This window comes from Cupriavidus yeoncheonensis (assembly GCF_905397275.1).
GTDB lineage: Bacteria > Pseudomonadota > Gammaproteobacteria > Burkholderiales > Burkholderiaceae > Cupriavidus > Cupriavidus yeoncheonensis.
In genome coordinates this window covers 267587-280719 of sequence record NZ_CAJPUY010000007.1, presented here as the reverse complement: position 1 = coordinate 280719, position 13133 = coordinate 267587, and the positions used below count along the sequence as shown (strand labels likewise).

The window sequence follows — 13133 nt, the reverse complement described above, 5'->3', positions numbered from 1 at the left end:
CGTGAGTCGGTTCCGTGTAACGCTTCCACAGATTGCTGATCCGCTTCTGCATTCACTGCCCAACACTAGCCATCGCCTATCCTGCGGCACCCCAGGACACTAATGCAGCTTAGTACAAATTCCGCCGGACGGTAGCCGCGGGCCGCGGCCCATGCCGGTCAGGTCACCGCGATGCGGTCGTCGATCAGGCGAATCTGCCCGCCGGGCTTGTCCTCCATCACCTTGAGCACGCGGTTGCCCACGTGCAGCGTCACACCGCCATGGATGCGGCGGCCGGCGTCGATCACGGCACCTGCCGCCGGATGCATCTGCTCTCCGAGCCTGGCGAGCTTCTCCTCGAGTTCGAACAGGTCGCGCGACGACCTGAACAGCGTGGCGCGCGCCTTCTCGCGCAGGTCGCCGACCGCGCGCTCCGGGTTCTTGGCAAAGAAGGCCACAAGCTGCTTGACCTTGTTCTGCTCCTCCAGCAGGCGCCGGCGGTCTGCCTCGAGCGCCGCGCGCTGGGCGTCGGCGTACGGGTTCAGGCCGACCTGCACGATGGTGGCGCTGCCCGCCGGCGCGCCCAGCACCGCCGCACGCACCGCCAGCAGCGCGCGGCTGCGGCCGCCGCTGATGCTGCCCATGCCGCTGGTCCCGCCCACGACGATGCGCTCGCCCGCCGCCACGTCACTCTGGCGGATACCGCTTTCCACCGTGACTTCCGTACCGGCCTCGACCACCGCGTTCTCGATGAAACGCGCCTGCACCGCGCCCTGGCAGCGCACGCTGGCGCGGCTGATGGTCCCGCCCGGGTCCGCATGCCCCGATTCGGCCTTGCCGATGATACCGCCCTTGACCACGATGCTGCCGCCCGCCTCGATCGTGGCGGCTTCGATGACACCGTCCACGACCACGTCGCCGGTGACCTTCACCGACATGCCGGTGCGGATGTCGCCCGAAACGCGCAGCGTGCCGTCGAACGCCACATTGCCCGAGTGCAGGTCGACGGATTCCACCTGCACCACCGGACTGACCGCGATGCCATGCATGCCCACCACCGGCGAGCCGGCCAGGACCGCCACAAGCAGGTCCGGATCGTCGGGATCGGCGGCGGCGCCGGTCAGCCCTTCGGCAAACGGCGTGTCTTCGACGGGGTCGGCAGCGAGCGTCTTGCCAAAGACATCGACACCGTCGCTGCCGGGCTCGGCCGGAATGCGGCGCATCAGCGCCGTGCCGGGGCTGACCAGCATCAGGTTGCCGAGTTCGCGCAGGTCCATGGGCGCGTCGTCGTCGGCCTGCGCGGGCTTGCGCGGTTGCAGCAGGTTGACGAAGCGCGCCGGCTGCCCTTGCCGCGGGGCGATGCCCGCTGCGATCTCGCGCAGCTCGCAGCCACCCTCGGCAAGCGTGGCTTCCAGTACCAGCGACTGGACCTGGGCAGTCACGCCGCGCTCGGCGACGGCCCGCCGGATCTCCACCCCGGTGACCGGGCGGCCGCCTTCGGGACGCATCAGCGTCAGGCGGACGGACAGGCGATCGTCGCTGATGTCGAGTTCGAACGCACCGTCGACCAGCGCGCCAACCGTGGCATCGATCTCCCGATCGGCTTGCTGGCACTGGCTGAGGAATTGCGCAACGGCGCGCGGGTCCAGCCGGGCCTGTTCCCAGCCATGGCTGGCCAGACATTCCCGGAACGCGGTATGGTCCGGAGGCAGCCGGCCCGTCTCGGGCACGTAGCGTGCACGCACCTGCTCGCCTGGCTCACTGAGCTCCAGGCTCAAACCTGACTCGTGACTCATGAGTCCCCCAATGTTCTCTTTGTGCAGCGGTGCCATCAGGCCGGTGCGCTTGGCCGCACCTCCGCTTGTTGTCCATCGATTACCTACGGCAGCCGAAGACAAAACTTGAGGCATGGCAAATTCAGGCCTTGCATTGACGCGCCGGATCGTCATGGCAGACTGCCGCAGCGTTTTCGGTAAACTGTCGGCTTCCGAGGCGTCCGCCGCCTCCCGAATTCCCGCAGTCATGGCAAATACCCACGAAATCCGCCCCGGCCAGTCGCTCGAGCTGCTCAAGGAACTCCATATCCTCACGCGCGACGGCAAGATGAACCAGGACAGCCGGCGCAAGCTCAAGCAGGTCTACCACCTGTTCCAGTTCATCGAACCGCTGCTGCAAGAGGTCAAGTCCGAGCGCGATGCCGTCACGCTGGTCGACCACGGCGCCGGCAAGTCGTACCTGGGCTTCATCCTGTACGACCTGTTCTTCAAGAGCCTGCACGACCAGTCGCACATCTTCGGCATCGAAACGCGCGAGGAGCTGGTGCAGAACTCGCAGGCGCTGGCGACGCGCCTGGGGTTTCCGGGCATGTCGTTCCTGAACCTCTCCGTGGCGGATTCCATCACCTCGCCGGCGCTGCCCGCGACGGTGGACGTGGTCACGGCGCTGCACGCCTGCAATACGGCCACCGACGACGCCATCCGCTTCGCGCTGGCCAAGCGCGCCCGGCACATCGTGCTGGTACCGTGCTGCCAGGCCGAGGTCGCGAGCGTGCTGCGCAAGAACAAGGGGCGCCTGCTGGCCGGCAACCCGCTGACCGAGATCTGGCGCCACCCGCTGCACACGCGTGAATTCGGCAGCCAGGTGACCAATGTGCTGCGCTGCCTGCAGCTTGAAGCGCACGGCTACCAGGTCAGCGTGACCGAGCTGGTCGGCTGGGAACACTCGATGAAGAACGAGCTGATCATCGCCCAGTTCAAGGACCTGCCGCGCCGCCGTCCCGCCGAACGGCTGGACAACGTGCTCGGCACGCTGGGGCTTGAAGAAATGCGCGAGCGGTTCTTTACCGCGCCCGAACCGGCGACGGACTAAGCGTCCGCCTTGCGCGGCGCCGCGCCGCCGTCGTCATCATCGCCGGCGTCGTCGCCACCATTCATCCAGCGCTGCCATCCTTCATGGCCCAGGCGGCGCATGGTCTCCATGTTGCGCTCGTAGATATCGGCCGCGTCGGGAAATGCTGCGGCGGCGCGGGCAATGCTGTCCTCGCGCAGCAGATGCAGGATCGGATACGGCGCGCGGTTGGTGTAGTTCTCGATATCGTCCGGCTCCGTTCCCTCGAACTGGTACTGCGGGTGGAAGCTCGCGATCTGCAGCATGCCTTCCAGTCGCAGGCTCCCGAGCAGGCGCTCGGCGAAGTAGAGCAGGTCATTGAACTCGAGAAAATCGGCCAGCGCTTCGGGCACGATCAGCAGCGTGGTATCGACCTGCGCGGGGTCGGTCTCGGCCAGCAGCTTCAGTTCGCGCTCCAGGACATCGAGCACGTCGGCGGCTTCCTTTGCGTCGCAGACGACGTAGCGAACCTGCTCCTTCACATAGACGCTCTTGGCAAAGGGGCAGAGATTGAGCCCGATCACCGCGCGCGCCAGCCAGTGGCGCGTGGCGGCGATGACGGCATCTTGATGGCTGGCGGAAGACGGCATGGCGGCAAGGCAGGGACAAAGCACCATTTTAGCGCTGCCGCAGGCTCTATAATCCGCGGCGTAGCACGCCCCCGCCATCCTTCTGCGCATTGCCATGCCGTCCACCGATACCCCGTCCGCCGCGCCCGCCATCCTGCCGCTTGAAGCCGCCGTGATTGGCGGCGGCCCCGCAGGCCTGATGGCGGCCGAGGTACTGGCCGCGCGTGGCGTGCGCGTACACGTCTTCGATGCCATGCCATCGGTAGGACGCAAGTTCCTGATGGCGGGCAAGAGCGGCATGAACCTCACCCATGCCGAACCCGAGCCGGCATTTCTTTCGCGCTACGGCGAACGCACCGCCCAGGTCGCGCCGATGCTGGCGGACTTCGGCGCACAGGCCCTGCGCGACTGGGTACACGGGCTTGGTATCGAGACCTTCGTCGGCAGCTCCGGCCGGGTCTTTCCGACGGACATGAAGGCCGCGCCGATGCTGCGCGCGTGGCTGCACCGGCTGCGTGAAGGCGGCGTGCAGTTCCATATGCGGCACCGCTGGCTCGGCTGGACCGACGCTGCGCCGCGCGCCCTGCGCTTTGCCACGCCGCAAGGCGAACGGCAGGTGCAGGCGAATGCCGTGATCCTGGCGCTCGGCGGCGCAAGCTGGGCACGCCTTGGCTCCGATGGCGCGTGGGTGCCGCTGCTCGCGCAGCATGGCGTCGAAATCGCCGCGCTGCGACCGGCGAACTGCGGCTTCGATGCCAGCTGGAGCGCGATCTTCTCCGAGCGCCATGCCGGCCATCCGGTCAAGCCCGTTGCGCTGGCGGTGACCGACACGCAGGGCAACGCGCATTATCGCCAGGGCGAGTTCGTGATCAGCGCGGGCGGCATCGAGGGCAGCCTGGTCTACGCGCTGTCCGCGCCCATCCGCGACCGGATCGAGCGCGACGGCGAAGCCATCGTCCACCTGGACCTGCTGCCCGACCATGATGCGCAGCGTGTGCTGGCAGCGGTATCGCATCCGCGTGGCTCGCGTTCGCTGTCGAGCCATTTGCAGAGCCGGCTCGGCATTACCGGCGTGAAGGCCGGCCTGCTGCGCGAGTGCCTGTCGAAGGACGCCATGCTGGACACCGCGACCCTGGCCGCATCCATCAAGGCGCTGCCGCTGCGGCTGTTGCGTGCGCGGCCGATCGACGAGGTCATCAGCTGCGCAGGCGGCGTACGTTTTGAAGCGATGAACGCCAGCCTGATGCTGAATGCGCTGCCCGGCGTGTTCTGCGCCGGCGAGATGCTGGACTGGGAAGCCCCGACCGGCGGCTACCTGCTTACGGCCTGCTTCGCCAGCGGCCGCACCGCGGGCCAGGGCGCGGCGCAGTGGCTGGCCGCGCGCTGATCAACGGCCGTTGACGATGGCCAGCGCCACGGCCTCGGCCACTTCGATGCCGTCGATCGCGGCCGAGTAGATCCCGCCCGCATAGCCGGCACCCTCGCCGGCCGGATACAGGCCTTCCACATTCACGCTCTGGTAGTCCGCCTTGCGCTCGATGCGCAGCGGCGACGACGTGCGCGTTTCCACGCCGGTCAGCACCGCATCGTGCATGGCAAAGCCGGCGATCTTCTTGTCGAGTTCCGGCAGGGCTTCCCGGATGGCCTCGATGACGTAATCGGGCAGCGCGGTGCCGAGGTCGGTCGGCGTCACGCCCGGCTTGTAGGACGGCTCGACCGAGCCGAGCGAAGTCGACGCCCGGCGCGCGATGAAATCGCCCACCAGCTGGCCCGGCGCGTTGTAGTTGCGTCCGCCCAGTTCAAACGCGCGCTCTTCCCACTTGCGCTGGAACTCGATGCCGGCCAGCGGACCGCCGGGGTAGTCCTGCGGCGTGATGCCCACCACGATGCCCGCATTCGCGTTGCGCTCCGCGCGCTTGTACTGGCTCATGCCGTTGGTCACCACGCGGCCCGGCTCCGAGGCGGCGGCCACTACGGTGCCGCCCGGGCACATGCAGAAGCTGTACACCGAACGGCCGTTGCTGCAGTGGTGCACCACCTTGTAGTCGGCCGCGCCCAGCAGCTTGTTGCCGGCGAACTTGCCGAAGCGGCTGCGGTTGATCAGGCCCTGCGGATGCTCGATGCGGAAACCGAGCGAGAACGGCTTGGCTTCCATGAACACGCCGCGCTCGTGCAGCACCTCGAAGGTGTCGCGCGCGCTGTGCCCCACCGCCAGGATGACATGCTCGGCCGCCAGGTACTCGCCCGTGGACAGTTTCAGGCCGCGCAGCTTGCCGTGTTCGATGTCGAGGTCGTCGACGCGGGTCTCGAAGCGGACCTCGCCGCCCAGCTCGCGGATCTCCGCGCGCATCTTCTCGACCATGCTCACCAGCCGGAACGTGCCGATGTGCGGGCGCGCCTTGTACAGGATGTCTTCCGGCGCGCCGGCGCGCACGAACTCGTCGAGCACCTTGCGGCCGTAGTGCTTCGGATCCTTGATCTGGCTGTACAGCTTGCCGTCCGAGAACGTGCCCGCGCCGCCTTCGCCGAACTGCACGTTCGACTCCGGATTCAGCACGCTCTTGCGCCACAGGCCGAAGGTGTCCCGGGTGCGCTCGCGCACTTCCTTGCCGCGCTCGAGGATGATCGGGCGGAAGCCCATCTGCGCCAGGAGCAGGCCGGCCAGCAGGCCGCAGGGCCCCATGCCGATCACCACCGGACGCGGCGTATTGCCGCCCTGCGGCGCCCGCGCGACGAAGCGGTAGGCCATGTCGGGCGTTACGCTCCAGTTCGGCTTGCCGGCCATGCGGCGGATGGCGGCGGGCTCGTCCTTCACCTCGATGTCGATGATGTAGGTGAGCTTGATATCGGAGCGCTTGCGCGCGTCGTGCGCGCGGCGGAACACGGTGAATTGCACCAGCCCGTCGCCCTTCACGCCGATCTGGGCCAGTGCGCCGCGCACGGCGTGGTCGAGATCGTCTTCAGTGTGTTCGAGGGAGAGCTTGAGTTCGGAAAGGCGGAGCATGGAAAACCTGCGAGGATGCGGCCACAGTCGTAGCCGGAACGGCCGCGCTATCCGTACGACATGCCACGGGCATCGGGAGCGGGCCAGAAAAGGGCACCCGGCCGGGCAAGGCCGGCCGGGTGCGCCATTCTATCGGGTTTCCGCCTTGACGGGGCCGGTGGTGGCCGGCAAGGCGCGGCGGCGCAGCCATCCAGCCAGCCCGCGCCACCTGCGCTGCCAGCGGCCCGGCGCGGGCTCTTGCCACATCACTTCGGCAGCGCCGGTGGCCGACACCGTCAGCCAGCCGCGTTCACCGAGCACCAGCACCCCGCCGGGGCTGAGCCGGTGACAAAGGCCAAGTGTGCCGATCGCAGCCCATTGCGGCGGCAAAACCACCTCGACATGTCCCTCGGCCACGTGGATGACAGTGCCGCGCGCGGCGTGGCGCCTGAGGGCCTGGCCGGGGCCGAGCGCATAGCGAATCGGAGAAATCGGTGTGGGGATCGGGGCTGGCGGGGCTGGCATGAGGGCTCCTGGGCGCGGTTCGGACAGGTACCCAGCGTATCGGCGCCTCCCCGGCCCACATAGCCACAGCGCGATCGGCCAGGGACCGGAACAGAGCAGATTTTTTTGCTCTGTTACGATGCAGAAGCCAATCTTCTGTATCTGTTCGCGGCCCCGCCAGCGGGGCGATCATGTCGCATGGATTCCGCTCCGCTCTACCAGCAGCTCGCCGACCACTACCGCCAGGCCATCCATGCGGGCTCGCTGGCGCCGGGGCGCCGCATGCCGTCGGTGCGGGCCCTGATGAGCACCCATGACGTGAGCCTGTCGACCGCGCTGCAGGCGTGCCGGCAGCTCGAGAGCGACGGCCTGGTGGAAGCCCGCCCGCGCTCAGGCTATTTCGTGCAGGCGACCACGCCCCTGCGCCTGGCGCCGATCACCGAGCCGGCGGCGACGCTGCCCGATCCGGCCCAGTACATCGGCATGCACCAGCGCATCTCGTCCGTGCTCGCGCGCAGCCAGCAGGACCCGTCCGTGTTCAGCCTGGGTGGCGCCCGCGGTGCGCCGTCGCTCTACCCGCTCGCCGCGCTCCAGCAGGCAGCCAGCCGCATCCTGCGGCGCGACGCCACGCTCTATGGCGAAGCCGCCGCTCCGCGCGGCCACCCGGCCTTGCGCGCCGCGCTGGCCCGGCTGGCACTGCGCAGCCGCTTCACGCTATCGCCGGATGAGGTGCTGATTACCCACGGCTGTACCGAGGCCCTGCAACTGGCGCTGCGCGCCGTGGCCGGACCGGGCGACGTGATTGCCGTGGAATCGCCTACCTACTACGGCCTGCTGCAGATCCTGGAAAGCCTGGGCATGCGCGCGCTCGAGATCCCCTGCAGCGCGCAGACCGGCCTCTCGATGGAAGCGCTGGAACTGGCGGTGCGTACCTACGACAACATCCGTGCCGTGGTCGCCATGCCCAACCTGCAGAACCCGCTCGGTTCCGTCATGCCGGACGCCCACAAGATCCGGCTGGTGCAATGGTGCGAGGATCACGGCGTGCCGCTGATCGAGGACGACTGCCTGTCCGCCACCGCCGACCTCGACACGCCGCTGGCCGCCGCGAAGGCATGGGACCGCAGCGGCAACGTGATCTATTGCTCGTCCGTGCACAAGGTGCTGGCGCCCGGCGTGCGGCTCGGCTGGATCGCGGGTGGCAAATGGCATGCGCGCGTGGAAATGCTGAAGTTCGCGCTGTCGCGCCCCAACGAGATGCTCTCCCAGGCAGCCGTCGCCGAATTCATGGCGACGGGAGGCTATGAGCGCCACCTGCGGCGGCTGCGCCTGGCGCTGCGCCAGCAGCGCGAGTGGACGGCCCAGGTGATCGCCGCGACCTTCCCCGCCGGCACGCGGCTGACGCTGCCGCGCGGCGGCTTCCACCTGTGGGTCGAACTGCCGGAAGGCGTGTCATCCGAAGCATTGTTCGAACAGGCATTGCGCGAAGGCGTCTACGTGGCGCCGGGCCTGATGTTCTCCAATTCCCCGCGCTGCGACGGCTTCGTGCGCATCAACTGCGGCACGCCGCATTCGGCGCAACTCGAGCGCGCGCTTGGCACCGTGGCGGCGGTCGTCCACCGGCTGGCGGCATAGCCGGGCGCGGACCGGCAGGCACTCGCCTTTTTGCAACACCGCTCCCTTTTTCGTTTGCGCTGGCCTATCCTTGCCGCTGGCCTGGCCGACCGGTTCCTGGCGAGACCCGGACCGTTGGCCCTCGCCGCCGCACCCTGGCGATCATCGGGATGACAAGAAAAAGGGAGAATGGCCTTGCGCAGTGCATCCGCGGCGTCGCGCGTCGACGACGACTACCAGACTCTGTTTCAACTGGCGCCGGTCTCGCTCTGGCTGGAAGACTTCAGCGCCGTGCGCGAGCACTTCGGGCGGCTGCGCGCCGAAGGGGTGACGGACTTGCGGGCCTACCTGCGGGCCAATCCGGATGAAGTGGCACACTGCTCGTCGCTGATCCGCGTGATCGCGGTGAACCACCGCACGCTCGAACTGTTTCGCGCCGCCGACCTTGCCGACCTCGTCGCCAATCTCGACACCGTCTTCCGCGACGACATGTTTGACCAGCACGTCGAAGAACTCGGCCAGCTGTGGGATGGCGGCAACCGCTTCGCGAGCCAGACCGTGAACTACACGCTCGAAGGCGAGCGCCTCGATATCCGCCTGGACGCCACGGTCATGCCCGGGCATGAGGCCACCTGGGACCGCGTGCTGCTGTCGATCGAGGACATCACCAGGCGCATGCGTACCGAGCGCGAGCTGCGCCACAGCGAGCAATATGCGCTGGGCCTGTTCGAGCATTCACCCGTGTCGCTCTGGGTGGAGGATTTCAGCGCAGTGAAGATGCTGCTCGACGAAGTCCGCGCGGCCGGCATCACGGATTTCCGCACCTTCCTCAACGTGCATCCGGATTTCGTGTCGCGTTGCATGCAGGAAATCCGCGTGCTCGACGTCAACCGGCGGACGCTGCAGATGTTCGGCGCGGAATCCAAGCAAATCCTGCTCTCGCGCCTTGGCGATGTGTTCCGCGACGACATGCGCATTCACTTCGCCGAGCAACTGGTCGACCTGTGGCACGAAAAGCTCTGGCAACAGCGCGAGGTCATCAACTACGCGCTGGACGGCAGGTCCGTCGATGTCTTCATGCAATGGTCGGTCTTCCCGGGCTGCGAACAGGACTGGGACCAGGTGCTGGTGTCGCTCACCGACATTACGGCCCGCAAGAAAGCCGAAGCCTATGTGGAGTTCCTGGGCAAGCACGACGTGCTGACCAAGCTGTACAACCGCGCCTACTACGAAGACGAATTGGCCCGCCTGGGCCGCAAGGGACCATGGCCGGTCAGCGTGATCGCCGTGGACCTGAACGGGCTGAAGACGGTCAACGACCAGTTCGGACATGGCGATGGCGATGCGCTGCTGCGGCGCACCGGCGAAGTCCTGAAGAAGGCCGTGGGCGAACAGTTCTGCGTGGCGCGCATCGGCGGCGATGAATTCATGGTGCTGCTGCCCGGCCGCGACGAGCGCGGCGCGGCCACGGTGGTCGAGCAGATCGGGAAGGTGGTGGAGCTGAACAACCAGTTCTACCCGGGCACCGCGCTGAGCTTTTCCATCGGTTATGCCACCTGCGTGCAGGGCGAGCGCCTGAGCGACACCGTGAAGGTCGCCGACAGCCGCATGTACGACGCCAAGCGCGCCCACTACGAAGCCCTGGACGATCGCCGGCGGGACTGAGCCGGCATCCCAAAGCAAAAGAGCCGGCAGCAGCCGGCTCTTTTTGCTTGCGCACTGCTCTGGGCCAGTGCTTACAGGTAGATGATCAGCGCAATGCCTGCGACGATCAGCCCGAACTTGGTCACGTAGTACAGCTTGCGGTTCCACGCCTTGTAGCGGCGGCGGTATTGTCCGGCCAGCCAGACGAAGCGGAACAGCTTGTTGATCATGCCGGTCTGGTCGTTCTCGTCATTGGGCGAGCTTGCCGCGGTCATGACCTTGCGGCCCAGCCAGTGGTTGATCTTGCTGGCCCAGCCAAAACGCATCGGGCGCTCGATGTCGCAGAACAGGATCAGCCGGTTGGCATCGCTCTTGTTCTCGGCCCAGTGCAGGTAGGTTTCGTCGAACACCACGCCCTGACCGTCGCGCCAGCTGTGGCGCTCGCCGTCGACCTCGATGAAGCAGCGGTCGTCGTTCGGCGTGGCCAGGCCCAGGTGATAGCGCAACGAACCGGCGAACGGGTCGCGGTGCGGATTGAGCTTGCCGCCTGGCGGCAGTTCCGCGAACATCGCGGCCTTCACGCTGGGAATGCCTTGCAGCAACGCCACCGTCTTCGGGCACAGCGCCTCGGCCGAAGGGTGCTGGGCTTCATACCACTTCAGGTAAAAACGCTTCCAGCCGTTCTTGAAGAACGAGTTGAAGCCCGCGTCGTCGTTCTTCTCCGCGGCCTTGATCTTGCGCATCGCGGCCAGGGCCAGGCCCTCGTCGCGGATCTCCGGCCACGCTGCGCGGATCCGTTCCAGGTCGGGGAAGTTGTCGACCGGGATGTAGGGCGTGCGCGGCACACCCGAAAACGCGTACATGAAGCAATTGACCGGCGCGACCAGCGCCGAATGGTCGAGCAGCTGTCGCCAGATGCGCAATCTCGCCTTGCCGCGGAAATGCACATACAGGATGGCGCCGAGATACCCGGCGACGATAATCCACTTGATCACCCGAATTCCTCCCAGGCGGCTACGGGCCCGCACGCACGGAACGTGCGCGGCCGGGGCCGGAGCCAAAACGCGTATTTTAAGCGAAATGCGGGGCTTGCCGCACCGTGATAAGGCTGCGGCACATGGCCATCCCTGCCGTGGCGCGAACTAGCCGCGCGACTGGCGCGAAATGCGCTCGATCAACGCGCGCGCATCGTCGGGCATGCCCTGCAGGGTGAGCAGCCTGGCGTTGAGGACAATGTTCTCCAGCACCAGCTTCGCGGTGGACGCCCACATCGTCGCCAGCTGCGCCTCGGCGGGCATGCCGGAGGCTTCCAGTTCGTTCGAGCGTTCGGCAATGAGCCGGCATGCAAGCTGGCGCAGCGCCGCATCGTCGAACGGCAGGTTGGCGTAGTCGATCGGGTCTTCCTTCTCCACCTCGACCATGAGTTGCATCAGGATGTCTTCGGTCATCGGCAAGCGCTCCTGGCAATCCACTATTCATCCGCGTCAGACGCGGAAATCCGCAGCCATGTCGACTTCGGTGCGCGCTTCCAGCCGGCCCGAACGGCAGGCGGCCACGAAGCGCTCGTAATCCTTTTCGACCTGGTCGGCATAGCTGTTCGAATAGCCTACCATCACTTCCGCCATGCGGTCGCCAGTGCCGAGATAGCCGCTGATCTCCGCGGCGAGTCCGCCGGACTTGGCGTGCGCCCGCGCCAGCACCCAACCGCAGAGCGCAGCGTATTTGCCCAGGACCTCGGCATCCATCAGCTCGATCTGCGGTGACAGTTTCATGTCGCGCAGCTGGCGCACATAGAAGTGGCGGCCGTAAGGGCCCTTGGTCCATCCAAGGAAGAGGTCGCTGGCTGCCTGCATCAGCCGCTGGCCTTCCACCACGCGGCGGCCTTCATGCGCAACCGCCGGACACTTGAAATAGCGCCCCACCACCGAGCGAGCGGCTTCCTTCACTTGCAGGAAGATCGGCTTGCCGTGGCTGTCGATCATCAGCTGGATCAGGCACCGCGTGCCGACGCTGCCCACGCCTACCACCTTGAAAGCACGGTCGTGGAGCGTGAAGTGGCTCAGCAGCCGTTGCCGGTCCGGGGCGAGCGTGCCGAGGTATTCCTTGAAGACCTTCACGGCAACTTCATCGACATTCTTTGCCGTCATCCAGTCATCGTCCGGATCGAACAGCGTGTGCTGGCCGCGTACATGGAAGACCGCCGGCGGCGCATCGAGGATGGTCCACTTGTCGCCGACCAGCTCGGCCAGCTTGGGCAGCAGCGCCTCGCTGGTGCGGTCCGCGGCGCGCTCGATGCTGCGACGGATACGCTTCTGGATGTCGGGCGAAGTCTCCTCCTTCAGCAGGCGATCGAAGGTAATGCGGTCGTACCAGGTATCAAGGATGCCCATTCCGGCATAGGACTGCATGCGATTCTGGTAGCTGCACACGAGCTGGTAGACCAGCTCGTCGGCCACGCCCTGCTTGTGGCGCAGATGCCGGGCAGCGACGACAAAGCTCGCGGCCAGGCGCTTGAGATCCCATTCCTAAGGCCCGACGCTGGTTTCGTCGAAATCGTTCACGTCGAACACCAGTGCGCGTTCGGGCGTGGCAAAGCCACCGAAGTTGGCGACGTGGCAGTCGCCGCAGATCTGCATGTGCAGGCCGGAATTGGGCGTGCCCGCGAGATCGTGGGCCTGCACGATCGCACTGCCGCGGTAGAACGCGAACGGGGATTCGATCATGCGGCCGTAACGCAACGGCACCAGCCGCCGCACCCGGCCTTCGCTGCTGATCTTCAGCAAGTCGACCGGATCGCGGTCCACATTCCCGATCGCCGAATGCGTGCCGCGCGGCACCTTGCTGCGCGCGGACTTGCCGCTTTCGCGCCGATCGCCCCGCTCTTCCGTTGTCGCCACAATGCCTCCATTCCGGCCGTACCGGCGATTGCAATTTGTGCAGTATCTGTAACAGAA

10 protein-coding genes and 1 pseudogene are annotated in these 13133 nt (G+C 66.9%); 4 read left to right on the top strand and 7 right to left on the bottom strand.

Annotation, left to right across the window (positions count from 1 at the left end; translation table 11 throughout):
- Positions 1–158: 158 nt before the first annotated feature.
- The gene (locus KHO22_RS12165; protein ID WP_211947384.1) at positions 159–1775 is read right to left on the bottom strand and encodes a DUF342 domain-containing protein; all 1617 of its coding nucleotides are present in this window, start codon (positions 1773–1775) and stop codon (positions 159–161) included.
- Positions 1776–2001: 226 nt separating this feature from the next.
- On the opposite strand from KHO22_RS12165, the gene KHO22_RS12160 reads away from it, so the two are divergent.
- Complete coding sequence (locus tag KHO22_RS12160; RefSeq protein WP_211947383.1) at positions 2002–2847, top strand: class I SAM-dependent methyltransferase; 846 nt, start codon at positions 2002–2004, stop codon at positions 2845–2847.
- Here the strand turns inward: KHO22_RS12160 and KHO22_RS12155 are convergent.
- Positions 2844–3455, bottom strand: coding sequence for a DUF1415 domain-containing protein (locus tag KHO22_RS12155; protein ID WP_211947382.1), 612 nt, complete (start codon positions 3453–3455; stop codon positions 2844–2846). The genes KHO22_RS12160 and KHO22_RS12155 overlap by 4 nt on opposite strands.
- Positions 3456–3549: 94 nt before the next feature.
- On the opposite strand from KHO22_RS12155, the gene KHO22_RS12150 reads away from it, so the two are divergent.
- Positions 3550–4821 (top strand): TIGR03862 family flavoprotein, encoded by a 1272-nt coding sequence (locus tag KHO22_RS12150; protein ID WP_211947381.1) that lies wholly within the window; start codon positions 3550–3552, stop codon positions 4819–4821.
- Here the strand turns inward: KHO22_RS12150 and KHO22_RS12145 are convergent, their stop codons facing one another.
- Positions 4822–6438: an NAD(P)/FAD-dependent oxidoreductase gene (locus KHO22_RS12145; RefSeq protein ID WP_211947380.1), complete on the bottom strand. Its 1617-nt coding sequence runs from the start codon at positions 6436–6438 to the stop codon at positions 4822–4824. It lies immediately after the preceding gene.
- Positions 6439–6567: 129 nt separating this feature from the next.
- Complete coding sequence (locus tag KHO22_RS12140) at positions 6568–6942, bottom strand: hypothetical protein (RefSeq protein ID WP_211947379.1); 375 nt, start codon at positions 6940–6942, stop codon at positions 6568–6570.
- Between the two features lie 177 nt (positions 6943–7119).
- Here KHO22_RS12140 and KHO22_RS12135 point away from each other — a divergent pair, with 177 nt between their 5' ends.
- The gene (locus tag KHO22_RS12135) at positions 7120–8556 is read left to right on the top strand and encodes an aminotransferase-like domain-containing protein (protein ID WP_211947378.1); all 1437 of its coding nucleotides are present in this window, start codon (positions 7120–7122) and stop codon (positions 8554–8556) included.
- Between the two features lie 174 nt (positions 8557–8730).
- The gene (locus tag KHO22_RS12130) at positions 8731–10200 is read left to right on the top strand and encodes a sensor domain-containing diguanylate cyclase (RefSeq protein ID WP_230426847.1); all 1470 of its coding nucleotides are present in this window, start codon (positions 8731–8733) and stop codon (positions 10198–10200) included.
- 71 nt (positions 10201–10271) lie between these two features.
- On the opposite strand, the gene lpxO is transcribed toward KHO22_RS12130, so the two are convergent.
- From lpxO to KHO22_RS12115, 3 genes and pseudogenes are all read right to left on the bottom strand, one after another.
- Positions 10272–11174, bottom strand: a complete 903-nt coding sequence (lpxO, locus tag KHO22_RS12125) for a lipid A hydroxylase LpxO (RefSeq protein WP_211947376.1) — start codon at positions 11172–11174, stop codon at positions 10272–10274.
- 147 nt (positions 11175–11321) lie between these two features.
- On the bottom strand, positions 11322–11627 hold the full coding sequence (locus tag KHO22_RS12120; protein WP_211947375.1) for a hypothetical protein: 306 nt from the start codon (positions 11625–11627) through the stop codon (positions 11322–11324).
- Positions 11628–11663: 36 nt separating this feature from the next.
- Positions 11664–13076, bottom strand: a pseudogene (locus KHO22_RS12115) (DUF2252 domain-containing protein).
- Positions 13077–13133: the final 57 nt, after the last annotated feature.

What these genes read in the sequence shown, in the direction of transcription:
- KHO22_RS12165 (WP_211947384.1), bottom strand. Translation starts at nt 1,775, where the DNA reads ATGAGTCACGAGTCAGGTTTGAGCCTGGAGCTCAGTGAGCCAGGCGAG.
- KHO22_RS12160 (WP_211947383.1), top strand. Translation starts at nt 2,002, where the DNA reads ATGGCAAATACCCACGAAATCCGCCCCGGCCAGTCGCTCGAGCTGCTC.
- KHO22_RS12155 (WP_211947382.1), bottom strand. Translation starts at nt 3,455, where the DNA reads ATGCCGTCTTCCGCCAGCCATCAAGATGCCGTCATCGCCGCCACGCGC.
- KHO22_RS12150 (WP_211947381.1), top strand. Translation starts at nt 3,550, where the DNA reads ATGCCGTCCACCGATACCCCGTCCGCCGCGCCCGCCATCCTGCCGCTT.
- KHO22_RS12145 (WP_211947380.1), bottom strand. Translation starts at nt 6,438, where the DNA reads ATGCTCCGCCTTTCCGAACTCAAGCTCTCCCTCGAACACACTGAAGAC.
- KHO22_RS12140 (WP_211947379.1), bottom strand. Translation starts at nt 6,942, where the DNA reads ATGCCAGCCCCGCCAGCCCCGATCCCCACACCGATTTCTCCGATTCGC.
- KHO22_RS12135 (WP_211947378.1), top strand. Translation starts at nt 7,120, where the DNA reads ATGGATTCCGCTCCGCTCTACCAGCAGCTCGCCGACCACTACCGCCAG.
- KHO22_RS12120 (WP_211947375.1), bottom strand. Translation starts at nt 11,627, where the DNA reads ATGACCGAAGACATCCTGATGCAACTCATGGTCGAGGTGGAGAAGGAA.